This is a genomic window from Ferruginibacter sp. (assembly GCF_014377975.1).
GTDB lineage: Bacteria > Bacteroidota > Bacteroidia > Chitinophagales > Chitinophagaceae > Ferruginibacter.
This window is the reverse complement of record NZ_JACMOO010000077.1, coordinates 1-25276: the sequence shown is the minus strand read 5'-3', so window position 1 is coordinate 25276 and position 25276 is coordinate 1. Positions and strand designations below refer to the sequence as shown.

18 protein-coding genes and 1 pseudogene are annotated in these 25276 nt (G+C 38.2%); 11 read left to right on the top strand and 8 right to left on the bottom strand.

Annotated elements, in window-relative coordinates:
- A partial coding sequence (locus H7254_RS04560) for a glycosyltransferase (protein ID WP_301931859.1) occupies positions 1 to 963 on the bottom strand: 963 nt, incomplete at its 3' end.
- Between the two features lie 235 nt (positions 964 to 1198).
- On the opposite strand from H7254_RS04560, the gene H7254_RS04555 reads away from it, so the two are divergent.
- The gene (locus H7254_RS04555; RefSeq protein WP_301931858.1) at positions 1199 to 1447 is read left to right on the top strand and encodes a hypothetical protein; all 249 of its coding nucleotides are present in this window, start codon (positions 1199 to 1201) and stop codon (positions 1445 to 1447) included.
- Between the two features lie 12 nt (positions 1448 to 1459).
- Here H7254_RS04555 and H7254_RS04550 read toward each other — a convergent pair whose 3' ends face one another.
- The gene (locus tag H7254_RS04550; RefSeq protein WP_301931857.1) at positions 1460 to 2728 is read right to left on the bottom strand and encodes a pyridoxal phosphate-dependent aminotransferase; all 1269 of its coding nucleotides are present in this window, start codon (positions 2726 to 2728) and stop codon (positions 1460 to 1462) included.
- Positions 2729 to 2957: 229 nt separating this feature from the next.
- Here H7254_RS04550 and H7254_RS04545 point away from each other — a divergent pair, with 229 nt between their 5' ends.
- Entirely contained in the window at positions 2958 to 5990 is a 3033-nt protein-coding gene (locus tag H7254_RS04545) for a hypothetical protein (RefSeq protein ID WP_301931856.1), read from the top strand.
- A 63-nt stretch (positions 5991 to 6053) separates the two neighbouring features.
- Here the strand turns inward: H7254_RS04545 and H7254_RS04540 are convergent, their stop codons facing one another.
- The 3 genes from H7254_RS04540 to H7254_RS04530 all read right to left on the bottom strand — a co-directional run bounded on the left by H7254_RS04540 (position 6054) and on the right by H7254_RS04530 (position 10262).
- Complete coding sequence (locus H7254_RS04540) at positions 6054 to 6746, bottom strand: porin family protein (protein WP_301923508.1); 693 nt, start codon at positions 6744 to 6746, stop codon at positions 6054 to 6056.
- Positions 6747 to 6870: 124 nt separating this feature from the next.
- Positions 6871 to 8805 carry a peptidylprolyl isomerase gene (locus tag H7254_RS04535; protein ID WP_301931855.1) on the bottom strand — a complete coding sequence of 645 codons (1935 nt, stop codon included), beginning with the start codon at positions 8803 to 8805 and terminating at the stop codon, positions 6871 to 6873.
- A gap of 17 nt (positions 8806 to 8822) precedes the next feature.
- Positions 8823 to 10262 (bottom strand): TlpA family protein disulfide reductase, encoded by a 1440-nt coding sequence (locus H7254_RS04530; RefSeq protein WP_301931854.1) that lies wholly within the window; start codon positions 10260 to 10262, stop codon positions 8823 to 8825.
- A gap of 34 nt (positions 10263 to 10296) precedes the next feature.
- Here H7254_RS04530 and rlmD point away from each other — a divergent pair, with 34 nt between their 5' ends.
- From rlmD to H7254_RS04500, 6 genes are all read left to right on the top strand, one after another.
- Complete coding sequence (rlmD, locus tag H7254_RS04525; RefSeq protein ID WP_367875417.1) at positions 10297 to 12006, top strand: 23S rRNA (uracil(1939)-C(5))-methyltransferase RlmD; 1710 nt, start codon at positions 10297 to 10299, stop codon at positions 12004 to 12006.
- 16 nt (positions 12007 to 12022) lie between these two features.
- A complete protein-coding gene (locus tag H7254_RS04520; protein ID WP_301931853.1) occupies positions 12023 to 12724 on the top strand; it encodes a rhomboid family intramembrane serine protease in 702 nt (233 codons plus the stop codon).
- Between the two features lie 52 nt (positions 12725 to 12776).
- Positions 12777 to 13715: a rhomboid family intramembrane serine protease gene (locus tag H7254_RS04515; RefSeq protein ID WP_301931852.1), complete on the top strand. Its 939-nt coding sequence runs from the start codon at positions 12777 to 12779 to the stop codon at positions 13713 to 13715.
- 177 nt (positions 13716 to 13892) lie between these two features.
- Complete coding sequence (locus H7254_RS04510) at positions 13893 to 15053, top strand: endonuclease/exonuclease/phosphatase family protein (protein WP_301931851.1); 1161 nt, start codon at positions 13893 to 13895, stop codon at positions 15051 to 15053.
- A gap of 290 nt (positions 15054 to 15343) precedes the next feature.
- Positions 15344 to 16831, top strand: a complete 1488-nt coding sequence (cysS, locus tag H7254_RS04505; RefSeq protein ID WP_301931850.1) for a cysteine--tRNA ligase — start codon at positions 15344 to 15346, stop codon at positions 16829 to 16831.
- A 61-nt stretch (positions 16832 to 16892) separates the two neighbouring features.
- Complete coding sequence (locus tag H7254_RS04500) at positions 16893 to 17501, top strand: DNA-3-methyladenine glycosylase (protein ID WP_301931849.1); 609 nt, start codon at positions 16893 to 16895, stop codon at positions 17499 to 17501.
- On the opposite strand, the gene H7254_RS04495 is transcribed toward H7254_RS04500, so the two are convergent.
- The 3 genes from H7254_RS04495 to H7254_RS04485 form a co-directional block, all read right to left on the bottom strand.
- Positions 17498 to 17971: a GAF domain-containing protein gene (locus tag H7254_RS04495; RefSeq protein ID WP_301931848.1), complete on the bottom strand. Its 474-nt coding sequence runs from the start codon at positions 17969 to 17971 to the stop codon at positions 17498 to 17500. The two genes, H7254_RS04500 and H7254_RS04495, sit on opposite strands and share 4 nt — an antisense overlap.
- A gap of 112 nt (positions 17972 to 18083) precedes the next feature.
- Positions 18084 to 18884, bottom strand: coding sequence for a dienelactone hydrolase family protein (locus tag H7254_RS04490; protein ID WP_301931847.1), 801 nt, complete (start codon positions 18882 to 18884; stop codon positions 18084 to 18086).
- 97 nt (positions 18885 to 18981) lie between these two features.
- Positions 18982 to 21144: a S46 family peptidase gene (locus H7254_RS04485; RefSeq protein ID WP_301931846.1), complete on the bottom strand. Its 2163-nt coding sequence runs from the start codon at positions 21142 to 21144 to the stop codon at positions 18982 to 18984.
- Positions 21145 to 21360: 216 nt separating this feature from the next.
- Here H7254_RS04485 and H7254_RS04480 point away from each other — a divergent pair, with 216 nt between their 5' ends.
- From H7254_RS04480 to H7254_RS04470, 3 genes and pseudogenes are all read left to right on the top strand, one after another.
- Positions 21361 to 22920 carry a GH3 auxin-responsive promoter family protein gene (locus H7254_RS04480; RefSeq protein WP_301931845.1) on the top strand — a complete coding sequence of 520 codons (1560 nt, stop codon included), beginning with the start codon at positions 21361 to 21363 and terminating at the stop codon, positions 22918 to 22920.
- 145 nt (positions 22921 to 23065) lie between these two features.
- Positions 23066 to 24088, top strand: a complete 1023-nt coding sequence (gene yiaK / locus H7254_RS04475) for a 3-dehydro-L-gulonate 2-dehydrogenase (RefSeq protein ID WP_301931844.1) — start codon at positions 23066 to 23068, stop codon at positions 24086 to 24088.
- An 807-nt stretch (positions 24089 to 24895) separates the two neighbouring features.
- A pseudogene (locus H7254_RS04470) lies at positions 24896 to 25276 on the top strand (DNA helicase); the annotation flags it as partial.

Here is a 25276-nt window from a genome sequence, read left to right as displayed (position 1 = left end):
GCATAAAAATAATTGTTGCTGCATTAAATATCTGCCAAGGTATTCCTGTTCTGTTTGTGCAGGGGTTGGTACCAATATTGCCTTTTTTTGCAACTTTAATAAATCCATTATTGTAGTGTAGCCAGCCCTGCAAATCACCATGGCGGATTGCTGAATTACCTTGCTGAGTTCCTCCGCAATAAGATGGTTTTTTATAACAATGCTGGCCCTGCTATTTTTTAGAAGTACTAAATTTTTCTCCGTTTCCGGTAAACCCCTTACTAATAAAACATTGCCGGTAAACTGCTGTAATTGTAACAATAATTTATTTTCAAAAAGGGTGCGTTGTGGTTCAGGGCCAGATAGCAGAATTAATAAATCGTACTTTATTGATTCAGTACTACTTTTTTCAAATCTTGATAAACATCCAATGTATTGAATGTTGGGCAACGTTTGTGAAGGGTGCGACAATTGTCCGGCAATATTATCTGCACCTTTAAAATCCGGTATCCAGCATTGTGTATATTTTTTTATAAACCAATAATGGCATTTGCGTAATAAGTTTTCGGAGAATTTGTTTCCGGTTTTAATGAGTAACTGGTGGGTAATATAAACGGATGGAATCTGCGAATGATACAGACCAAACCTGTTATCCGATATAACTGCATCAATTGAATAGCGCTTTACTATTTTTTTTAACCACTTATGTTCATGATAAATTGAAAATATAATACGCGGTATCTGTATGATTATTTTTAAAGGTAACCAGCGCTGTTGTTTAGCATAATGAATGCGGTAACCACTTAACGGAAGAAATTTAACCTGTGAAAATTCTGATTTTAATAAAGCCAGTGTTGCTCCTTCTCCCGCTACATACACTTCACAATTATTTAACAATAAATTCATAATCAATGGAATGCTTCTTGTTGCATGACCAAGACCCCAGTCCAGCGGAACTATTAAAATTTTATTTAAATTAGCCAAAATGTTAATTTCAAAATAATTTATTGAAATAAAGCAATAATAATGTTTAAAATTAGTTTACATTTATAATCTTTAATTATGCAACGAATTTTAAAAGTAGGATTTTTATCAATTTTAGTGATCACAATTGCACTCAGTGGCTGTAGTTCTTCTAAAAAAAGCTGCGGATGTCCTAATAAAAAAGGCATGGTTGGATACTAAATGAAGTTAGTAAAATAGAAAAGTCTATATATCAATGAACAGAATAAACCGCGATTTGCTTGTCTTATTTAACCAGGAGTTAATGAGCCCCCAGGCCATAGAAAATGAAGTTGAACTATTACATGAATTGTTGTTCAGCGTAGAACGTCTGGACAATTTGGTTCCGGTTCATGAAGTAATTGACCTCAACAAATACAAAGTAATAAAAAAACATATTGCTGTTCGCAAAATCATTCGTTTGCAGGAATTAAAGCCCTTTGTGTTTTTGAATTGCAAAAATTAATCTACGGATAATTTATCCCGATAGTTTTTGCAAAGCCTCTTTTAATTTACCAAGCATTTCATCTATCTCTTCTTTTTTACAGGTTCCTACACTGAGCCTGTACCAGGTGCTTTTTGCAGATGCTCCAAATGCTGTAAATGGTACAATCGCCAGTTTTGCCTCTTCTAATAAATACGCCGTTACTTCCGTCTGATCTTTTAACTGTTTTCCATCCTTCGTAGTTTTTCCTGCAAGATCAATTTGTATAGTTAAATAAATGGCGGCCTGCGGAGCAATGGCATCTACCGGAAAGCCTTCCTTTTTTAGCAGTTGAAATCCTTCATAAATACGTTGTAAGCGTTCTGATATTTCACTTTTAAAATGAGTAAAATAATTATCCACCGCTGTTGTTTGTAATAAATATTCTGCGGTAGCTTTTTGTTCTGCCATCGGTGCCCAGGCTCCCAGGTGACTATTTATTGCTTTCATTTTATTGATTAAATCAGCCGGGCCCAAAGCCCATCCGACCCTTACACCGGTTGCAGCAAATGCCTTACTGATACCATCAATAAAAATAGTGTACTGCTTCATTGCAGGCCGCAGTGAAATAGGATTGTAATGCACTGTTTGCCCATAAGTCAGCGTCCAGTAAATCTGATCGTACAATAGATACAATTTTTTTTCATCATCGCCCCGTTGCTCATTTTCTTCAATTACCATGTCACAGATAGCTTCCAGTTCTTCCTTAGTAAAAGTAGTTCCGGTAGGGTTTAACGGCGAACACAACGCTAATAAAGATGCCCCCTTTAAATGTGGCTTTATCTGGTCAGCCGCTGGCATAAAATTGTTCTCCTTTTTACTTTCAATAACTACATGTTCTCCTTCTGTAAAATGTACATAGTGATTGTTGTTCCAGCTTGGCACTGCGTAAATTACTTTTTCGCCTTTATCAACAATGGCCCGGTAGGCGGTATAAATTAAAGGTCTTCCTCCGGCGGCAATTAAAATTTCATTGTTTTCAAAATGCAGCCCCTGTCTTTTATCTATAAACTCTGCCACCGCATTTCTTAATTCCAATATACCATCCGCCGGCGGATAGGTAGTATTAAATTTTCTGTACGCGTTTACAATTTCATTTTCAAATTCTTTGGGTATCGGAAAAATAGCACTATCAAAATCACCAATTGTAAAATTATAAATTTTATTGCCCTGCATCATCTTAGCCTTTATATCTGCGCCCAGCTTTACAATTTCAGACCCAATAAGGGTTTCGGCCAGTTTACTTAATTTTTGTGAGGGCATATCTTCGAATTATCGTTTACAATTTTTATACTGCGCAAAAGTAATTTTAATACTGCGCAAAACAAAAACAAATGGCCCCGGCCATCAGTAAATATGATTAAAGAACTTTTCACTTTACAGGTAGGGCAATATTGCTTTTTTATGCCTGATAATCGAAAATTCTTTAAAACAAATCTATCATCTCTAATCAACATACACGTAACTTCCATTTACAAAATTTAATTTTTTTATGAAGCAACTCGTAATGGCATTTGTATGTATCTGTCTTGCATTCAACAGTATTGCCCAAACAGTGGATACCAGCATGTTAAACAATATGCGGTGGCGTATGATTGGTCCTCACCGCGGAGGAAGAACCGTTGGAGCAGTGGGTGTTCCGCAACAGCCAAATGTATTTTATATTGGCGTAAATAATGGGGGTGTTTGGAAGACTACTGATTATGGCCGTACCTGGTTACCAATTTTTGACAGTCAGCCAACTGGCTCGGTGGGTGATGTAGCGGTAGCACCTTCCAACCCAAATATTGTGTATGTTGCAAGTGGTGAAGGTATTCAACGCCCGGATCTTTCTGTAGGCGATGGCATTTACAAATCGACGGATGCTGGCAAAACATGGATTAATACGGGATTAAAAGAGGGTCAGCAAATTGGTGGGCTCGCTATTGATGCTACCAATGAAAATAGGGTATTTGCAGCAGTGCTGGGACATCCATATGGGCCCAATACCGAGCGGGGTGTTTACCGCACTATGGACGGAGGTAAAACATGGCAACGTGTATTATGTAAAGATGAAAACACCGGTGCAGTACAAGTAGCTATTGATCCTAAAGATCCTAATATTGTGTATGCAGATTTATGGGCAGGCAGGCAAGGCCCTTGGGAAAATGGTGAATGGAATGGCGATGAAAGCGGTTTATATAAATCAACGGATGGTGGCAATACCTGGAAACAACTAACCAAAGGATTACCCACGCCAAAAATGGGATTGGGGCGCATTGGTTTTTGTATTGCGCCCACCAATACCAATCGTTTATATGCAACAGTAGATGCAGGTGAATACGGTGGAATATATAAAAGTGATGACGCAGGGGAATCCTGGAGCCAGATGAATAAAGATGAAAGATTCTGGGGCAGGGGCGATGATTTTGCAGAAGTAAAAGTTGATCCGGAAAATGCAGAGGTGGTTTATACAGCAGATGTGGTGGTATGGAAATCTGTTGATGGCGCAAAAACATGGAGCGCATTTCGCGGGGCACCGGGTGGTGATGATTATCACCGCATCTGGATTAATCCAACCAACTCAGATATCATTTTACTCGCTGCTGACCAGGGAGCCATTATTTCCGTAAATGGCGGCCAAACTTTTTCTTCCTGGTATAATCAGCCAACGGCCCAGTTTTATCATGTAAGTACCGACAATGCATTTCCCTATAATGTGTATGGAGGCCAGCAGGAGAGCGGATCTGTGGGCATCGCCAGCAGGGGCAATGATGGGCAGATCACTTTTCGGGAATGGCATCCTGTTGCGGGAGAAGAGTACGGATATGTTGCCGCTGACCCAAAAAATTCTAACATTATTTATGCTGGTAAAATATCTAAGTATGATAAACGGACCGGCCAGGTTCAAAACATCTCCCCGGAGGCTGTCCGCAGCGGTAAATACCGTTTTATAAGAACTGCACCCATACTATTTTCACCCATCGACTCCACCACTTTATACTTTGCAGGCAATGTAATTTTTAAAACAAAAAATGGCGGCAATACCTGGCAAACCATCAGTCCTGATTTAACCCGTGAAGCATGGGATATTCCTGCAAGTGTTGGCATTTACACAAATGACGCAATGAAAAAAATGCCCCGGCGGGGAGTAGTATATACAATTGCTCCGTCTTTTAAAGATATTAATACAATTTGGGCTGGAACAGATGATGGTTACATACAACTAACACACAATGGCGGAAAAACATGGGCGAATGTTACTCCTCCGCAAATTACTTCCTGGAGTAAAGTATCAATGATGGAAGCAAGCCATACAGATGTAAATACTGCATATGCTGCAGTAAACAGGATACGCTGCGATGATATGCATCCCCACATTTATAAAACAACCAATGGTGGTAAAAGCTGGAAAGAAATTATAACTGGTTTACCTGATGACCCCATCAACACCATCCGAGAAGATCATGTTCGCAAAGGTTTATTATTTGCAGGCAGCGAAAGAGAAGTATATTTTTCTTTGGATAATGGTGAACACTGGCAATCTTTGCGATTAAATATGCCCGCAACTTCCATTCGCGATTTAGTAATAAAAGGAGATGATCTTGTGATTGGTACGCATGGCCGGAGTTTTTGGATACTGGATAATATTACACCGCTACGTCAGTTATCAGAAAGCGTTGTAAAAACTGCTTCAATATTATACAAACCTCAAACCGCTATCCGGGTAAGTTGGAACATGAACAGTGATACCCCTTTGCCACAGGAAGAACCCGCAGGTGAAAACCCTCCCGATGGCGCTATGATTGACTATTACCTGAAAGAAAATTCTAACAGTGCAGTATTGCTGGAGATTAAGGATATAAAAGGTAACATTATCCGCAGATACAGCAGCAACGATACGCCCTATACAATTCCGCCTGTAAATATTCCTTTGTATTGGGTACGGCCCCAACAGATTTTATCGGCAACGCAAGGTGCACACCGCTTTATGTGGGATATGCACTATGCGCCGCTTAATTTACCCGCCACTTACCCCATTGCTGCCATTTACCAAAACACAGCGCCAGCGCCAACTTCACCATGGGTAATGCCTGGAGTTTATACTGTTACACTTAAAATAAATGACGTAAGCTTTACACAACAGCTCACCGTTACAATGGACCCGCGAATACACATGTCTTTAAAAGCATTGCAACAGCAACACGACCTTGCGGTGATTTGTTACCAGGGAAGATTGAAGGGAACGAAAATAAACGAACAAATAACAGTGGCCCGAAATAGTCTGAAACAAATACAGCCAGGCAATAACAGCATAACAAAAAATGATTTCTCATGGGATGAACAACTTGCAACATTACAGGGTAATACAGGTATTGAAAAAATCAACCGTTCCTTTGCAGGGTTGCATGGTATTTTGGAAGATGTACAAATGCCGCCTACCACACAAACTATTATGGCAGTTGCTGCAACACAAAAACAGTTACAGGATTTAGAGTCTAAATGGACCGGGCTGAAAAATAAAATAACACTGGCAAAAAAATAAATTCAGTCTCATAAAAAAGCCCTCCGATTTTTTGGAGGGCTTTTTTTGTAACGTGTTATAAAATTATTTACTTAATGGAATGCCCACTGAAACACTCCATGTTCTAAATTTATTTTTATCATTTACATTATTATTGCTTTGGGTAGAATTTATCTTAGTTAAACCATACCCATAGTTTGCTTTTAGTAATAATTTACCAAAGTCAATTCCGCCACCAACATTTACACCAAAATCAAACCGCTTTAATTTATCATAAGCCGCATCATCCTGCCTTGATGTAAATGGATCATCATTGCTAAATTTGATAGAGTTGCTGAAGCTTGATTTTAACCCGATTATACTACTTTCCCCACTTGATTTACCCGCCACGCCAATTGCAACATAAGGGCCTGCATTAAAAAATACATTTGATTTTGCCTTTGTATTCAACGGAATTTTAATCACGGCATTTAAAGGAACTTCCAGGTATAGCGGATTAAATTTTGTTTTCACATAGTCGTTCCCGTCATTATAATAAGTTTCGGCTTTTGATCCTTTGCCAGTAAATAAAATACCTGATTCAAGATCAAAAGTATTGGATATACCGAACCTGCCCATAACACCTGCATTAAAAGTGGCGAGCTCATGATTTTTTTCTGTTTGTCCACTGTTGGTGTTGGTAATGTTGGCAAGATTTAATCCACCCTGTACGTACACCTGCGCTTTTGCTCCCATGGCTGCTACCAGTACCAATAGCATTACTGTCATTTTCTTCATAATCATTTAATTTTAATTTTAAAAAAATAAAATAGCTTTCACTATTTTTTGAGGTTCGCACATTAAAATCAAAAAGCCAGCCACCAAATTAGTTGACAGGCTTTTAAAAATAATTTAACTTTTCTTATTTAAGTATAGATTGAAATACGGCTTCATTAACTTTTACCGGGTATTTCTTTTTCAATTCTGCTACCCATTCGTTTTCTAAATAAACCTGGTATTCATTAATCACCAGACCTCTTGCCTCATTAAAGTTTCGCTGCTGATTTGCGGGGAACAATTGCAACACTTTTACAAAACTTGTGGTGTTATCTCCACCGTTCATTATGGGAGAAGAAATATAACCTGGTACAATATTTTTAACTGTAGGTAATTGCAACTGGCTTAATTCATATCTGCCAGAATCTGATTGAATTTTCCCATCACTTTCTTCTGCAATTTTCTTCCAGTTGCTGCCACTTTTTATTGCTTCAACAGCTTTTCTGGCAACACTTGTATCACTACAGTTAAATAATAAAATTGCTGCGCTTGCATCCCATTTATAGGTGGCCTTATGTGCCTCATAATATTTTCTTAATGCAATGCTGTCCTCAGACGCTTTGCCCCAAACCTTTCTTTCCATAATTTCAAACAACATATTACCCTCTTTAAATTCCTGCATCTGTAACTTAAAGCCGGTGTTGTATTCAGCCAGATGTTTGCGGTAATAGTCTGCTATAGTTGTTGCAATAAATTTATCCAGCAAGTCTTTATTATTTTCCTGTTTATAAACGTCTACATTTAATTTGTAATCTTTTACAAAGTTCAGCCATGCAATTCCTTTTACATTTTCTTTTGTAAAGGAGATTAAGATTTTATTATTTACAGGATAATTTTTTATTGTTCTGGTCTGCACCACACTGTCAGCGTACCTAAAAAGCTCCGCGTCTTTTACCAGCGGATTTTTCTTATAATTTGTTTTAGCTGTAATGTCTTTTAAAAATTTTTCTCTGGCAATATTCATCCTTGCATCTTTGGCCATTTGCTGTTTTAGTGCGGTAACAAATGTGTCATCCGTTTTATCAGCAGCCATGTCATGTTGCTGTAAACGTTTTACAATATGATAGCCGTGCGATGTGTAAAAAGGTTTGGTGATGTATCCATCTTTTTCAAGCGCAAAAACTTTTGTTTCAAACGACATTTCAAACTTGCCAGTACCAAACTCTGCCATTTCACCACCACTTATCGCTGTAAGCCTGTCTTCACTAACCTGTTTTGCCATTGCTGAAAAATCGGCGCCGGCTTTTAAAAGGTTATAAACTGAATCAGCTTTTTTTTCAATTTCCTTTACCTGAGATGCATCCGCATTGGGTGGAAGCGTAAATAATATTTGTGCGATTTTCCATTTACCTGCACTTTTCCTTTCACCCGCATTTATAAAAACATGCAAGCCATTTTTATAACGGTAGGCCTTGCTGATATCGCCTGTATGGAGGCCGTACACAATATTTTCCACTGCATACGGCAATGAAAAAACCGTGATATATCCAATATCTTTTCCGGTTACAGGCAAATATTTTTGACTAAGTGTATTGGCCAATGCAGTATAATCCGTATTACCTTTTTGCCATTCAGTAACCAGTTCCTCCATGGCCTTAACTGCCTTTGCCGAATCTCCGGCAGTACCGGCTGTAGGTAGCGCTGCAAAAAAATGAATCAAATGAATATCTTTCTGGCTACGTTCAATTACTTCATTCAATAAGGATTCTGACATCTTTTCATCGTTCATGTATCCTTCTTCTACCTGGCTGCTAAAATTTTGAAGATCGTACTTCAGTTGTGACAATGTATCCAGCCGAAGTTGCTTCGCCGCTTTTACTTTTAATTTAAATTTTGAATATAGTTCCAGGTACTCCCGCAATGATTTCTCTTTATCTGTAACGGGCATTTTATTTTTATTGTAGGCCCTTAAAAATTCTTCTTTGCCAACTTTCTCATCGCCATAAGTAAATAAAGTTTGGGCAAAAAGATGTGCCATAAAAAAGGTGAAGGTCAGCAGTAAAAAAACTTTTTTCATCATAACAGATTTTCTCCCTTTTAATTAGATTTCATTTTCCACTTTACCTGCAGCAAATCGTCGAGTTGCTGCCAGGTTAATTTTTTTGCAATAATATGTTTTTCTTTGTCCAAAAGGTAGATGGTTGGCGTGAGGGTAACGTCATATAACTGACGGTAACCTGGTTTTTGAGCAGCTGAATTCGCTGTTTCCATTTCTTTGGTTTGATAAACGTTTACCCAGTCTTTCAAATTGTGTTCCCTGATATATTTCAACCATTCCTGCTTCAGGTCTTCTTTACTGTCGGCAGATAAAACCCCATACATTTTTACATTGTGGGCTTGCCAGTTGGCCCTGTAAACAGAATCCAGGTGGGGCAATTCTTCTTTACAATGGCCACAGGTTGGGTCCCAAAAAACAACCACGGTATAATCAGCCGCCACGTTATACAAAGGAAAAGGCTTGCCCGTGGTGTCCAGCATTTCAAGATCGGCAGCTTTGGCACCAATCAAATTTGCCATTAACATATAAGCCCTGCGGCTAACAGTCTCCATCTGCTTTTCATTGAGCCAGCTACTGAGGCCTTTGCTGTGGTATTTTTCAAAAAGGTGCACAAACACTGCATCCTGACCCATATATTTTGGGCTGATGTATTCATCTGTAAGCCAGTTTAATAAAAATTTATACATTTCCGGGCAACTGCGGGCCAGCAGCAACTGGTAATCCGCTTCTTTAATTATACTGTCTGCTTCAGGTACAATCAATTCCCGGTAATATTTTTCCAGCTTGGGTAAAAAAAATGGGGTACGAATTACACGTTCATCCATAAAGGTTATCCCATCCCAGTAATGCATTTTATAATAATAATAATTTTGTAAAGAATCGTTGTGGGTTTTTGGTTTATTATTCAGCAATGCCGGATCTTTCATGGCATTCAATAAAACAGCCATCATGGAAGAAGGCTGGCTTTTAATAATATTATCTCTGTAATCATTCAGGTCTTTGTTTAACCTGTTATAATTTGCTTCGTGTTGTAATGAATCCGCCCGGGAGCCTGCTGCGCTGTAGGCTTTTTTTTCTGCATCCAGTAATTGTGCTTTTGTTGCAATGGTTTTTTGGTATTGCTGCAATAACACATTTGCCGGAGATCCTGTTACGACCGTTTTTAAAAGCAGGTCTGTCGTATCAATTTTAACGGTAATCACCTGCTCCTTATCAATTAAAAAATCAATACTTTTTGATTTGCCGGGTAAAACGACTGCATAAATTCCTGAAGGCAATTTTCTTTTACCGGTAAATACCGCAACGCCTTTATTATTTACGGCAGCCGAATCTTCCACAGAAAGATTTTTACCCATGTGGTACGTTAAATAAGCAATGCCCGATTGATACTGCGCCGCCTGCAGGGTGATGGTGAAATGTTGAGCCTGTGCGGTGGTGAGGCAAAACATCGTTGCCAAGGGTAGAAGATATTGTTTCATTAACTATTTTAATAAGATTGCAAAAGTATCTAAAATGAATGGTTTATCAGCAGCAATACAGTTTGCGGTAAAGGAACAATTAGATAGTATTAACAAAAAATTAAACTGTGTCTGCAATTATGGTAAATACCTTTTAGAACGCAGGATACATGGAAGATATTATAAAATGATTCTACTATTCTACAATATGTTTAGCCAGACAGTGGATATTAATGGTAAAGAAACAAAAATGGGGGTTACTTTTGCCACCGTGAAAAGAAAAAAATTTTTATTGGAAAAATTGTTGGTTACCGGTTACGCAGCTGAAGGTAAATCTGTTGCAAGGCAGGATGGTAAGGTATATTTTATTGAAGGCGCTGTGCCCGGCGATGTGGTGGATGTATTTATCAGTACCAATAAAAAAGACTGGGGCGAAGGGAAAGTTACACACATTCACGAATATTCTGCCGAAAGAACAACTCCTTTTTGCCAGCACTTTGGTGTGTGCGGAGGTTGTAAATGGCAGATGTTACCCTACGAAAAACAACTGGAGTACAAACAGCAGGAAGTTGCCCAAAATTTAAAACGAATCGGCAAAACCCCTTTGCCTGAAATTTTGCCAATTATTGGAGTAGTTGATACCATTCATTACAGAAATAAGCTGGAATTTACTTTTAGCAATAAACGTTATTTAACCAGCGAAGAAATAAAAACATTGGCCCCCCCGCTACCTAAGGAAGGATCTTTGGAGCAAAGCGAATCCGAAAATCTTTCAACAATTGAAATGTCTGATGGTCAGAAAAAGTTTGGAGACTCCTGGAGCGATGGTGCGCTGGGTTTTCATGTACCCCGTATTTTTGATAAAATCATTGAGATAGATACCTGTTATCTGATGGATGATGTAAACAACACCATCCGCAATACTATCAGAAATTTTGCTAAAGAAAATAACTATTCTTATTACGACATTAAACAACATAGCGGCTGGTTGCGCAATATTATTATCCGCTATTGCACCACCGGACAACTGATGGTAAATATTTGTCTGGGTTATGAAGATGAAACGGAAACAAAAAAACTGTTAAATCACCTGTTGCAAAAAGTGCCCTCTATTACCACTTTATTGTTTACCATTAACACCAAATGGAATGATACTATTTACGACCTTTTGCCGCAAACGTACTATGGAAAAGGCTTTGTGACCGAGATGCTGGAAGAATTTAAATTCAAGATCGGACCAAAATCTTTTTTTCAAACCAATACAAAACAGGCAGAAAAATTATATACTGTTACCAAAGAATTTGCCCAATTAACCGGTAAGGAAATTGTATACGATCTTTATTGCGGCACGGGCAGCATCGGAATTTTTTTAAGTAAGGGGGCAAAAAAAATTATTGGTGTAGAAGCGATTCCCGAGGCTATTGAAGATGCAAGAGAAAATGCGGCAATCAATAATATTACCCATGCTGAATTTTTTGCAGGCGATGTAATAAAAATTTGCAATGATGATTTTTTTGCACAACATGGCAAACCAGATGTAATTATTACAGATCCGCCACGGGCGGGTATGCACGAAAAATTAGTAATTAAATTACTGGAAATAGCCGCGCCTTCCATTGTGTATGTTAGTTGCAATACTGCCACTCAGGCAAGGGATATTGGATTGCTGGCAGAAAAATATTCAGTAGAAAAAATACAACCGGTTGACATGTTTCCGCACACCCACCATATTGAATGTGTGGCCTTGCTGAAGTTGAAAAATTAACTCCTAACTTTGATTTATGGCATTCAAATTTAATAATTCTCTTCAAAGAGATACTCCCATTGTTTTTAATTTACTTATCATAAATATACTGGCCTACCTGGCGCAGATATTGGTTAAACCTTTCAATATTACAGAATGGGGAGCATTACATTATATTAAATCTTCCCTGTTTTATCCGCACCAGTTTATTACCAACATGTTCCTGCATGATCCCAATGGCCTAACCCATATTCTTTTTAATATGTTCACACTCTGGATGTTTGGAACCATTCTGGAGCGCTACCTGGGTTCAAAACGCTTTTTAATTTTCTACCTTATTTGTGGGGTTGGTGCAGCCGTTTGTATTCAACTAAGTATTCCGTTTAGTGCAGACCAGTTTGCAAAATCACCGGAGGCAATCGCTCACGGCATGTCTACAGCCGATCTTGTATTTGCCTACAAAGAACAATACAGTGCTATTGGTGCGTCCGGTGCCATTATGGGCATTATGGCTGCCTACGCCTACCTGTTTCCAAATACGGAACTGTACATCATGTTTATTCCTTTACCCTTAAAAGCTAAATATGTAATCCCGTTTTTTATTTTATTAGATTTATTTATGGGCGTACGGCAGATTGCAGGAGACAATGTAGGACACTTTGCACATCTTGGAGGAGCCTTGGTTGGATTTTTGCTTATCTATTATTGGAACAAAACAAACCGAAAAACGTTTTATTAAAGTAAAGGTATTTTTTAACAGGTTTTGTAAATTTGTATAACAATCAATTTATATGGGAGAGTCAGAGAGATATTCAGATTTTGGACAGCCCCGAAAAAGGTTTACCCTCGGGCAGGATGGAAACGCCCTGATGGGACTGCTTACAATAAATATTATATTCTTTTTATTATTACTTACCCTTAAAGTCACCTATTTCTTTTTTCAAAAAGGAGAGATTGATTTTTTCAGAGAGGCGCTGCAGTATTTTGAAATGCCTGCACAATTGAGCCGTTTGGCCGAAAGACCCTGGACCATATTAACGTATATGTTCAGCCATGTAAGTGTTATGCAGATACTGAGTAATATGCTGTGGCTTTGGGCATTTGGATTTATATTACAGGAATTAACCGGCAATAAAAAACTGATACCAGTTTACATTTATGGAGGCTTGGCAGGCGCATTGGTTTTTATAATAGCAAACTACACCCTTCCAGCATTAAGGCCTGCGGTTAGCGGTGCTACCATGTTGGGTGCCAATGCTGCAACAATGGCCGTTGCAGTAGCTACCACCACCCTCGCTCCCAACTTTCGTTTTTTCAGAAATTTAAATGGCGGTATTCCCATCTGGGTATTGACCATGATTTATATATTGATTGATTTTGCGGGCATTGCTTCTGCGGGTGCGGCTTTTAGCCTTTCTCATCTGGCTGGCGGCGCAGCTGGTTTTGTATTTATTTTTTTATTAAGAAAAGATATAGACGGCAGTTTGTGGATGAACAATTTTTATAACTGGTTTATGAACCTTTTTAATCCTGATAAAAAAGGTAAAGTTGCCAGTATAAAAGAAAAAGTTTTTTATAATACCGAAGGAAGAAAACCCTATAAGAAAAAACCCAACATTACGCCGCAAAGGGTAGATGAAATTTTAGATAAAATTAACCAGAAAGGATACCATTTATTAACAGAGGAAGAAAAAAATATTCTCAAAAGGGCTTCTGAAGAAGACCTCTGATTTATAAAATAAATCTAACTGTCCATTAACGAGCAGTTATTTCTTAAATTATATATTGGTATTTTTAATTCCTCCGATTGATGTATTCCATTAAGACAATCTGGAGGTTAACATTCATGTAATAGTTTTCATCCCTACCCATAATTTATATTAACCTGCAAACAGTATCTTTATGAAATGCCAAAACCCCTCGTTCGCATACTAACAAAAAAGATTTTTATAATAACCAACATCCTGGTAGCGGTGCTGTTTTTACTGGGCTGTTACGCACAACAACTGTTTACAAGTGCAAGCTGGTTTGTGGGGTTGCTGGCCATATCCGCATTTTATTTGTTGGTGGTGCTATTGCTCTTTTTTATTTTCTGGATAATTGCAAAATCAAAATGGATGCTGCTTTTTTTGGCAATACTATTGGCTGGCTGGCGTAATATCATTAAAATTATTCCCTTCAGAACATCTGCTGATTTTAATATTCGAAAACAAAAAGACGCCCTCAGAATCATGAGCTGGAACGTGGCGCAATTTGATATTTTGCAATATAAAAAAGATCCGTCTATACACAATAATATGATTGATCTTATTAATCAGTACCAGCCCGATATTGCCTGTTTTCAGGAAATGGTGGCGGGCGATAGCATCATAGATCTTAACAACAAATATTACCACAAATTCGCTTTTTATTCTATCCAGGATTTTGAACTTTCCCTTCATTTTGCGGATGAATATTACAGCTATAACTGGAAAGAAAATTACCTCAGCAGCCAGCATTTCGGTATCATTATTTTTTCAAAATATCCTATCATCGACAGACATACGATTGCCATCTATCCAAACGATTACAATTCTATTTTTCAGTATGTGGATATTGTTAAAGATGCAGATACCATCCGGGTTTTTAATCTTCATTTACAGTCATTAAAATTTACCCCGGTTAACATGCAATACATTGATAACCCTTCGATGGAATCTGATGACGACCTGCAAAAATCTAAAAGCATTGTTGCAAAATTAAAAAAGGGATTTATAAGACGCCAGGTGCAGGCCGATAGAATAAGGGAGGAAATTGAGAAGAGCCCTTACCCAGTAATAGTTTGCGGCGATTTTAACGATGTGCCCAACTCTTATGCTTATGAAACCATTGGCAAAGGATTACAAAATGCATTTGAAAAAAAAGGTGCAGGCTTAGGCAGAACATTCAGTGGCATTGCGCCCACTTTGCGCATTGATAATATATTTATAGATAACCGGTACCAGGTTGAGCAGTATGTACGCATCAAAAAAAAATTGAGTGATCATTTTCCAATAATTACAGACATTACCCGTTTTCCAAACAAGTAGCTAAAGAGTTGTTTTATCAATTTCATTATATTTGATCTGAATGCATTTTTTTAATACATATTTATTTAGTACCTGTTGTCGCCGTTGCGGCATAGCGTAATATCTTTGCGTAATCAGTCAGTTATTTAGGATGTTCTTAATTATAAAAATACCTTCCGGATGATTAGAAGGAACAAATAATAATCTAATCCTTTTATAAAAACGGGATCAATAAAAAATCCCTTGATAAATTAATAAACTAACAATCTGATTATTGGATTTTAAAAATAGGTAACAATCAAAATATAAGAATGCCGTTAAAAGTTTACAATTCCTACACCCGTACAAAAGAAGTATTTACTTCCATTACACCTGGCCACGCAGGCATGTATGTATGCGGGCCAACCGTAAGCGGCGAAAGCCACTTAGGTCATGCAAGACCCTACATTACTTTTGATTTTATATACCGGTACCTTACTTACAAAGGATACAAAGTCCGCTATGTGCGCAACATTACAGATGCCGGTCATTTTGAAGAAGAAGGAAAAGAAGGAGAAGATAAAGTAAGTAAAAAAGCGATTCTCGAAAAACTGGAACCGATGGAACTGGTGCAGAAGTACACCAATCTTTTTCATTGGGCCATGCTGCAATTTAACTGCGTAGAACCTAGTATTGAGCCAACTGCCACCGGTCACATTGTGGAGCAAATTACCATGATTGAAAAAATTATTAATGAAGGATATGCCTACGAAGTAAATGGCTCAGTATATTTTGATTTAAAAAAATATGCGGCCACACACGATTACGGAAAGCTTAGCGGCAGGGTAATAGACGATTTGCTGGAAACAACAAGAGAACTGGATGGCCAGGAAGAAAAAAGAGACAAGGCTGATTTTGCCTTGTGGAAATCGGCTGCACCAGAACATATCATGCGCTGGAAAAGCCCATGGGGTGATGGTTTTCCCGGATGGCACATCGAATGTTCTGCTATGGCTACCAAATATTTAGGCGCTGAGTTCGATATTCATGGCGGTGGTATGGACCTGCAATTTCCGCATCATGAAAGTGAAATTGCACAAAGTACTATCTGCAATCACCATACCCCGGCCAGGTATTGGATACACAACAATATGATTACCATCAATGGTAAAAAAATGGGTAAAAGCTATAACAATGTAATTAAACTTACAGAATTGTTCACTGGCAATCATCCCTTACTAACCCAGGCTTTTGCTCCCATGACCGTGCGGTTTTTTATTCTACAAAGCCATTACCGTAGCCCGGTAGATTTTAGCAGTGAAGCGTTGGTGGCCAGTGAAAAGGCGCTGAAAAGATTGTGGGAAGCCTACGAAGTATTAAAGAAACTGCCGGTTAGTATGGACCAGGAGCCAGCAGATGCTTCATTAGACGCAAAGGTATTGAAGTGGATAAATGAGTTTGACGAATTTATGGATGATGATTTTAGTACTGCTAAAATATTAGCCAATATGTTTGAGCTGGCACCAGTAATTAACGGCATTAAAGATGGGCATATTGCTGCCAATGCGCTTGCCGGCACAACCCTTGTTTTATTGCAGCAACAGTTTAAAATTTATCTGGAAGATGTATTTGGATTAACACATTCCACCGGTGCAGATGACAATACGTTGCAAGGCATAATGCAGTTGCTGATTGATATCCGCAAGGAAGCCAAAACCAAAAAAGATTATGCCACATCCGATAAAATAAGAAAACAGCTTACTACACTGGGCATTGAATTAAAAGATGAAAAAGATGGAAGCATGAGTTGGAATAAATAGTTGTTTTCGACCTTAAGTTTTTCGTGCAAAATCTATTCAGCAGTTTATTTTACATTTAAAGATGGAACACATACAACATCTCAGTAAGGATAAAAAGCTTAAAGAAATAATTGCCTCGCAGGAACCTTATGTGCTGATTAGGCGCAAAAATGTGTACCTGCATTTGTGCAGTTCTATCATGAGCCAGCAGTTGAATACCAAGGTAGCTGCTGTTATTTATAACCGCTTTTTAGATCTGTATAAAAATAGAAAGCCAGGCCCTCAGCAAATTATTGATACTCCTGTGGAAACCCTTCGCAGTATAGGTTTGTCTAATGCCAAAGCTCAATATGTTCAAAATGTTTGCCGGTTCTTTTTAGCCGAAAAAATCACCGATGCTAAACTGCATAAAATGAGCAATGAAGAACTTATAAAATATCTTTCGGCAATAAAGGGCGTGGGGCAATGGACCGTTGAAATGATACTGATGTTTACTTTGGGCAGGGAAGATGTATTTGCGCTGGACGACCTGGGTATACAACAAAGTATTGCCAGATTATACCAACTGGATGCCACCAATAAAAAAATATTAAAAGAAAAAATGCTGCTGCTTTCAGCAAAATGGAGTCCTTTCAGAACCTATGCCTGCAGATATTTATGGGGATGGAAAGACAATGAGCCAAAAGTTTAAAAAACTATTTCCTGTACAATTGCCTCCAGATATTTTTGATCAGTTTTATCAAACAAATTTTCTTTCTCACTATCCACATCCAGCACACCCAACACTTCGTTGTTTCGGATAATAGGTACTACAATTTCTGAGACAGATAAACTGCTACAGGCAATATGCCCCGGAAATTTTGCTACATCCGGTACAATCAGTGATTGTGCCTGTTGCCAGCTGCTACCGCAAACACCCCTGCCTTTTTTAATGCGGGTGCAGGCAACAGGCCCCTGAAAAGGACCAAGCACCAACTCTTCATTTTTAATCAAATAAAAGCCAACCCATAACCAGCCAAACTGTTCTTTTAATGCGGCGGCAATATTGGCCAGGTTGGCCACCAGGTCTGGTTCTCCGTAAATCAAGGCTTTTATTTGAGGAATAAGTATTTCATACATTTCCTCTTTAGTACCTCTCGCAATTTGCAAATCTTCTGCCATATTATAAAGATAAAAAAATGATGAGGTAAAAAGCATTTCTACCATTTACAAAATAAAAAAGCCATCTCTAATTTAAAATAGAGATGGAGCTTTGCAAATTGTAAAGCAGGCTTTAAAATATCGTTTTGAAAAATGTTTTCATATCCTTCCAGGATTTTTTATCCGCTGCTTCATTATATGCAATGGGCATATTGAATTTTTTACCCATGGCCGTAGCATCTGGATTTGAAAACGCATGAGTAGCATTCGGATACACTATAAATGTATAAGGCACATTCAAAGAATCAAGGTTGCCTTTAAAGCTTTTAATATCAGCTTCGCTGACAAATTTATCTACAGCGCCTTGGCAAACTAAAATGTTTGCTTTGGTTGAACCTGCTGTAGCGGGTACCGTTGCCAGTCCTCCGTGAAAACTTACCACCCCTTTAAAATCCATTCCCAGTTTAGCAGCATTTAATACCATTGAACCACCAAAGCAATATCCAATAGCCGCCATTTTGCTGGCATCCGTTTGGGGGTATTCTTTTAACTTATTTACAGCGGCTTCAATTCTTGATTCACCTAATTGCGGGTCTTTGTAAAAAGGCGTTGCGTATTCCTGAGCCTGCTTTGGATCAGCGGCAATTTTATCATCGCCGTACATGTCTACCGCAATGGCAATATAACCCAACTCGGCTAATTGACGGGCCCTTGATTTCGAATAATCATTATTGCCCCACCATTCCGGAACCACGATAATTGCGGGTCTTTTTCCTTTTTGATTACTGTTATACGCAACAAAACTTTTCAAGATTGTTCCCCCGGAAGTATAAGTTACTTCTTCTGTTTTTATAGCTGCTTTATTTTGTGCTGTAATAGAAAGTAGTGAGCTCATAAATAAGGCTGTTAAAATTAAAGGAAGATGTCTGGTCATAGTGTAGTTTTTAATTGATGTTCTATATAAACATTTATTGTGCCTGAATGTTTAAACAGAAAAATAAGCCCTAGTGTTAATTGCTTCGGTTTATTTTTTATTTTACCAGTTTCAATTCATTGATAATATTTTTTGCCCCACCCAGCTTGTCTATGCACCACAATACATAGCGTACATCTACACAAATGGTTCGGTTAAGATCTTTATCAAAAGCTATTTTATGGCTCAGTGCTTCATAATTGCCGTCAAACGCAAGACCAATTAAATTGCCACTTCCGTCTATTACCGGGCTGCCACTGTTGCCACCGGTAATATCATTGGTTGTAATAAAATCTACCACCAGGTCATTTCTTCCCTTATCAATATATTGCCCAAAATCTTTTTTCTTCAGCAGCTCAATTTGTTTGGCCGGCAAATCAAATTCATAATCGCCGGCAATATATTTTTCCAAAATTCCTTTTCCAGTGGTAACATAATCATAATGCACTGCATCCCGGGGATTATAACTTTTTACATTGCCATAAGTTACCCGCATGCTAAAATTAGCATCAGGATACATTTTGGCTGCTACCGCAGGGTTCATTTCCATAATACCTTTCAGGTAACTTTTACCCAATTCAGCATTCGTATTGTTAAATGCAGCATATAGCGCAGCGTATTTTAAATTGTAATTTTTTATAAATGCAGCTGCATAAGCAAAAGCCGGATCAGCCTGTAATACCGTAGCATCGGGATTTGCCACAAAAGCCGCCCATTTTGCATCATCCAGAATCATCGTTTTTTCAAATAGGTTTGTTACCCACTTTTTAAACGTTGCCTCTTCTTTTAAATCTCCAAAAGTATTTTTAATACCATCATAAAAGCCAATAGGGTGCTGGTTTTTATCAATATCATTGTAAAACAGCCGGGCGGTTTGTGCCATTATTTTTTCATCACTGGGTTTGTCTTCTGCATTTAAAAAAGTTTTTCTGGCTGCCGTTGCGGCGTCCATAGATTTTTTTATGTCTGATGAAGAAATTCCAGGCTTAACCAGGTTGGTTTCTACACCAGTTAATGTAGCAGCAAAAGCTGCAAGAGGTGAACCCATAATTCCTTCATTGATATACTGGCGTTGTTTACTGTAGGGCGTCCAGGCTGCATAATTTTTTGCATAGCCGGTAAAAATATTTTCGTATTCAGGCTTTCCTTTTGCCCATGCAGCAAAACTATTTTCGTAAGCCTGTTTTTGCTCAAATGTGTGAAATTTGATCAGTTGCTTTGTTTCGCCATCATAAAATTTCCAGTAATTGGCAATGCCGGCATAGCTGCTGGCCAGTTTTAATTTTACTGCCGGGTCCTTCAGCATTTGCTCATGCATTATTTTTAAACGCACATCCCTCAAATTTACCAACGAAGGATTTTCAATACTGTTTTTTAATTGAATACCATAACTGGTTTCGTAGCGGTTGGTGCCACCAGGGTAACCATAAATCATCGCATAGTCACCGTCTTTGATGCCTTTTATACTCACCGGCAAAAAGTATTTAGGTTTTAACGGAAGGTTGTCTTTGCTGTAGTCTGCAGGTTTACCCTCCTTTGAAGCATATACCCGGAAGATGGAAAAATCTCCTGTATGTCGTGGCCATTCCCAGTTATCGGTATCGCCGCCAAATTTACCAACGCTTTCAGGCGGTGCCCCTACCAGGCGAATATCCCGGTAAGTTTTATACACGTACATGATGTACTGATTGCCTTTGAACATGGAATACACCCTTCCGGCTAAAGCATTTTCTTTGTCAATTACTTTATCGGTAATGGTCTTATATACTTCCTGCATTTTAGCCGTCCTGTCGGCCCATGCAAGTCCTTTTACTGCTGCTTCCACCTCACTGGTAACGTCCACAATTCTATCCAGAAACTGTACAGTTAAATCACTCTTTATTTCCTGGTCTTTATTGTAAGCATAAAACCCATCCTGTAAATAATTATGTTCAACTGTACTTGCTCCGGCGATGGCAGAATAGCCGCAATGATGATTGGTAAAAATCAATCCTTCGCTGCTTACAATTTCGCCTGTACAGCCACCACCAAAAATTAAAACGGCATCTTTTAAAGATGATTTATTAACCGAGTACAATTGCTCTTTGGTTAATTTCAGCCCTTTCTTTACCATATCATTGTACACCTGCTGGCCCAGCAACATGGGCAGCCACATGCCTTCGTCGGCACTTGCTTTTAACAAGGAGAAAGCGAATAGAAACAATATAATAATTTTCTTCATGCTTTTTATATTTAGTGAACAAACCTACGGCATATTGGCGGAGGAATGACCAATACAACCGGATTTTTAACAGCATGTTTTACGCCATTACCTACATCATTGCTACTTTTATATTACTTGATTTTACCTTCGCGCTGTCGCCATTTTCCTTTTGTAAATTAATCCACGTAAGCCAATTGTAAACAGTAAATTTGTTAATCATTAACCAGGAATTGAATGGCAATTATTGATTTAAAACTTCCGGCAAGTATTGCAAGGGCATTAAACCTTCCCATCAGTAACCCGCGAAGTCAGCAACTGAGGGTACTAAAAAAATTGTTGCGCAAAGCCAGGTTTACACAATTTGGCCAGGCGTATAAGTTTGATGAAATATTAATGAGCAGGCATAGCGGAAAAAAATTTCAGCAACTGGTGCCTACTTTTAATTATAGTAAAATATACAAAGACTGGTGGCATAAGGCCGTGGAAGGCACTTCGGATGTTTGCTGGCCAGGTGTTGTAAAATACTTTGCCCTTAGCAGTGGTACCAGTGAGGCGGCCAGTAAATATATTCCCATTACAAAAGATTTGATCCGGAGCAATACCATTACAAGTTTTAAACAATTATTAAGTCTGGCAAAATACCAGGATGTTCCCCGGAGTGCGCTTGGCAAAGGCTGGTTGCTATTGGGCGGCAGCACGCAATTGCAAAAAGGCGCTACTTATTATGCCGGCGATTTAAGCGGTATTCAGCAAAAAAATATTCCTTTCTGGTTTCAGGGTTTGGGTTTATACAAGCCGGGTAAAAAGATTGCAAAAGAAAAAGACTGGGAAAAAAAATTAGAAGAAATAGTTGACAATGCCCCCAACTGGGACATTGGTTTTATTGTAGGGGTACCTGCCTGGCTGCAATTATGCATGGAAAAAATCATTGAACGGTATCAGTTAAAAAATATACATGAAATATGGCCCAACCTTGCTTTTTATGTACATGGCGGGGTAGCCATGGAGCCATATAAAAAAGGCTTTGTAAAACTATTGGGTAAGCCGGTTACCTATATTGAAACTTACCTGGCCAGTGAAGGTTTTTTAGCATACCAGAACCGCCAGGACTCAACAGGAATGCACCTTGCACTCAATAATAACATCTTTTTTGAATTTGTTCCTTTTGATGATATTAATTTTGACAGTGAGGGAAATATGGCTGACAATCCAGAAGTACTGATGATACACGAAATTGAAGAAAACAAAGATTACTCTATTTTGATCAGTACCAATGCAGGCGCCTGGCGCTATGCAATAGGCGATACAGTAAAATTAATTGATAAGGAAAGAAGTGAGATCATCATCACCGGAAGAACCAAACATTTTTTAAGTTTGGTGGGTGAGCATTTAAGTGTGGATAATATGAACAAAGCCATTGAAATGGTAAGTGAAGAACTGAATATTTCTATTCCTGAATTTACGGTAGCGGGTGTACCCTGTGGACAATTTTTTTGCCATCACTGGTACGTAGCCACAGATGATGTTGTGGACAAAGATGTATTACGCTTGCGCATAGACCAAAAATTAAAGGAGCTCAATGATGATTATGAAGTAGAAAGAAAACATGCTTTAAAAGATGTGTTGATAACAGTATTGTCAGAAAATATCTTTATGGAGTTTATGCATTCCAAAGGCAAAGTGGGTGGTCAGCATAAATTTCCCCGCGTATTAAAAGGTAAAATGCTGGAAGACTGGCAAAAGTTTTTAAAGACGAATATGGCTACTGCGGAATACGCAGACCTTAGCCGTTAATTGATCTCCGTTATTGTACAAACAAATACACAGTTATGTTCAGCATTGTTGTGTTATATCAAGCCTGAATATCGGGAATCCCTTTCAGTTTTTAACTTTTGGTATTACTTCAAATTCACCGCATCAACCGTGTAAACCCATTTGTATGAATGAAAATACGCCCGTATTTGTAAAAATAAAACCGGCAGAAATGGAGGCTGAATTTTTTCGCATCCTCATCGCCAATGGACTAAGTGAAGACAACGCTAAGACTTGTGCAGAAGTATTTACGACCAATAGTATGGAGGGTGTTTATTCTCACGGGGTAAACCGCTTTCCCAAATTTATTGAGTATATAAAAAATAAATTAGTATTGCCGGATGCAGTACCAGCCAAGGTTTCAGGATTCGGTGGTATTGAACAATGGAATGGCAACCTGGGACCGGGTCCACTGAATGCATTGCATGCAACCGAAAGGGCAATGGCTCTTGCAGCAAAAAATGGAATAGGCTGTGTAGCACTTGGCAATACCAACCATTGGATGCGTGGTGGCTTATACGGATGGAAAGCTGCAAAACAGGGATTTGTTTTTATCGGCTGGTCAAATACCATTGCCAATATGCCTGCATGGAATGCAACCGACAACCGCTTAGGCAATAATCCGTTGGTGATTGCAATACCATTTGCAAACGAAGCAATTGTGTTGGATATGGCGATGTCGCAATATTCTTTTGGTGCAATAGAAATGGCTTCGTTAAAAAATGAACAACTGCCTGTTGCCGGTGGTTACGATGTAGATGGAAATATTACCACCGACCCGAATGAAATACTACAGTCAAAAAAAGGTCTGCCGGCCGGTTACTGGAAAGGAGCAGGATTATCACTTTTACTGGATATGCTTGCAGCCTTATTATCCGGAGGTAAGGCCGTACATGATGTTACCAAACAGGATGCTGAGTATGGCCTTTCACAAATTTTTATTGCAATTGATTTAAAAGTACTGAGCAATTTAAAATCAATCAATTTACTGCTACAACAAATAATTGATGACTATCATCAATCCATTCCAGTTGAGCCAGGAAAAAAAATAATTTATCCCGGCGAACGGGTATTGATGACCCGGAAAGAAAATATGGACAATGGTATTCCTGTTGTTGAACAAGTGTGGAAAACAATAAAAAATTTATAAAGTGCAGATAAATCAACCGTATTTATTAGTGCTTACAACTTTGTAAAAGCTGAATGTTTGTTACATACTGCTTTGCCAAAACAACAGATATTTTATAAATGAAATACTGAACTTTTATTCTTTAGCCAGCTCTTCTATCTTCTTAAAAACTTCGGTCTTTTGTGCAATAAACAATCTTCAATTTAGTTGGTGTTGCTCGTTCCATTTCTATTGTATGTTCCATGTCATTAACTGTTGCTGCAGGTATTTAATTTTTGGCAGCATCGTTAATTGTTTGGCGCTTTCGCAGATAATATTCTCAATGCTATTTTTTACTTTATCCAAATGTGCAAAAATTATAGGATGATTTACTCTTTATTATTTATCTCACTTCATATCGCATCTGTGTTTTCAGTTTTTGTAAAGCATAAAATATGCTGCAAGGGCCGAAGCCTATTTTCACAAATATTCAACACTCCAAAATCCATCCAATACTTTCATGGCATTGATGCTGTTGGAGAAATTTATTTTTGACATAGTGTTTTTTTATTTTTAAAAGATAATTCAGCACCTAACCTGGCATTGCAAAAATGAAAATAAAATATGATTGGTAAAATAAGACAATTGACAGAAAAAAATAGGTACGTTAATTCAAAAAAATGGGCGTTACAAAAAAAACCATAAAGTTGCAATATCACTTATTGTATAAACTTGTTCTTTAAAATATTTGCCTCAATTTTACGGTATGCAATTAACGCCGGAACAGCAAGCCTTTATTAATACCAACCATAACCTGGTAATCAATGCGGTGGCTGCAAAACCACTACATTGATTGAGTATGCCAAAAGCAGACCTGTTGCCAGCCGGATATTGTACCTGGCATTTAATAAAACAGTAAAAACAGAAGCACAACAAAAATTTGTAACTGCCGGTTTGCAAAATGTAAAAGTAGAAACGGCTCACTCCCTTGCCTTTGATTATGTAATCAAACACAGCCAGTATAAAGTAATACAGGGATATAAAAGTTATGAATGGGTGGATATGCTGGGCATTAATACAGGCGAAAAGCATACCGACTACATTATTGCCAATCACGTAAACAGATTCATTAGTTATTTTTGCAACAGCAATGCCCGCAAGGTGCAGGAGTTGCAAAACCAGGAAGTAATAACTGAATCAAAAGCTAAAACATTTGTACAAAACTTTTAT

Bases quoted from the DNA above. Each gene is read 5' to 3' on its own strand.
- H7254_RS04555 (WP_301931858.1), top strand. From the start codon at position 1,199: ATGAACAGAATAAACCGCGATTTGCTTGTCTTATTTAACCAGGAGTTA.
- H7254_RS04550 (WP_301931857.1), bottom strand. From the start codon at position 2,728: ATGCCCTCACAAAAATTAAGTAAACTGGCCGAAACCCTTATTGGGTCT.
- H7254_RS04545 (WP_301931856.1), top strand. From the start codon at position 2,958: ATGAAGCAACTCGTAATGGCATTTGTATGTATCTGTCTTGCATTCAAC.
- H7254_RS04540 (WP_301923508.1), bottom strand. From the start codon at position 6,746: ATGAAGAAAATGACAGTAATGCTATTGGTACTGGTAGCAGCCATGGGA.
- H7254_RS04535 (WP_301931855.1), bottom strand. From the start codon at position 8,805: ATGATGAAAAAAGTTTTTTTACTGCTGACCTTCACCTTTTTTATGGCA.
- H7254_RS04530 (WP_301931854.1), bottom strand. From the start codon at position 10,262: ATGAAACAATATCTTCTACCCTTGGCAACGATGTTTTGCCTCACCACC.
- rlmD (WP_367875417.1), top strand. From the start codon at position 10,297: ATGAATGGTTTATCAGCAGCAATACAGTTTGCGGTAAAGGAACAATTA.
- H7254_RS04520 (WP_301931853.1), top strand. From the start codon at position 12,023: ATGGCATTCAAATTTAATAATTCTCTTCAAAGAGATACTCCCATTGTT.
- H7254_RS04515 (WP_301931852.1), top strand. From the start codon at position 12,777: ATGGGAGAGTCAGAGAGATATTCAGATTTTGGACAGCCCCGAAAAAGG.
- H7254_RS04510 (WP_301931851.1), top strand. From the start codon at position 13,893: ATGCCAAAACCCCTCGTTCGCATACTAACAAAAAAGATTTTTATAATA.
- cysS (WP_301931850.1), top strand. From the start codon at position 15,344: ATGCCGTTAAAAGTTTACAATTCCTACACCCGTACAAAAGAAGTATTT.
- H7254_RS04500 (WP_301931849.1), top strand. From the start codon at position 16,893: ATGGAACACATACAACATCTCAGTAAGGATAAAAAGCTTAAAGAAATA.
- H7254_RS04495 (WP_301931848.1), bottom strand. From the start codon at position 17,971: ATGGCAGAAGATTTGCAAATTGCGAGAGGTACTAAAGAGGAAATGTAT.
- H7254_RS04490 (WP_301931847.1), bottom strand. From the start codon at position 18,884: ATGACCAGACATCTTCCTTTAATTTTAACAGCCTTATTTATGAGCTCA.
- H7254_RS04485 (WP_301931846.1), bottom strand. From the start codon at position 21,144: ATGAAGAAAATTATTATATTGTTTCTATTCGCTTTCTCCTTGTTAAAA.
- H7254_RS04480 (WP_301931845.1), top strand. From the start codon at position 21,361: ATGGCAATTATTGATTTAAAACTTCCGGCAAGTATTGCAAGGGCATTA.
- yiaK (WP_301931844.1), top strand. From the start codon at position 23,066: ATGAATGAAAATACGCCCGTATTTGTAAAAATAAAACCGGCAGAAATG.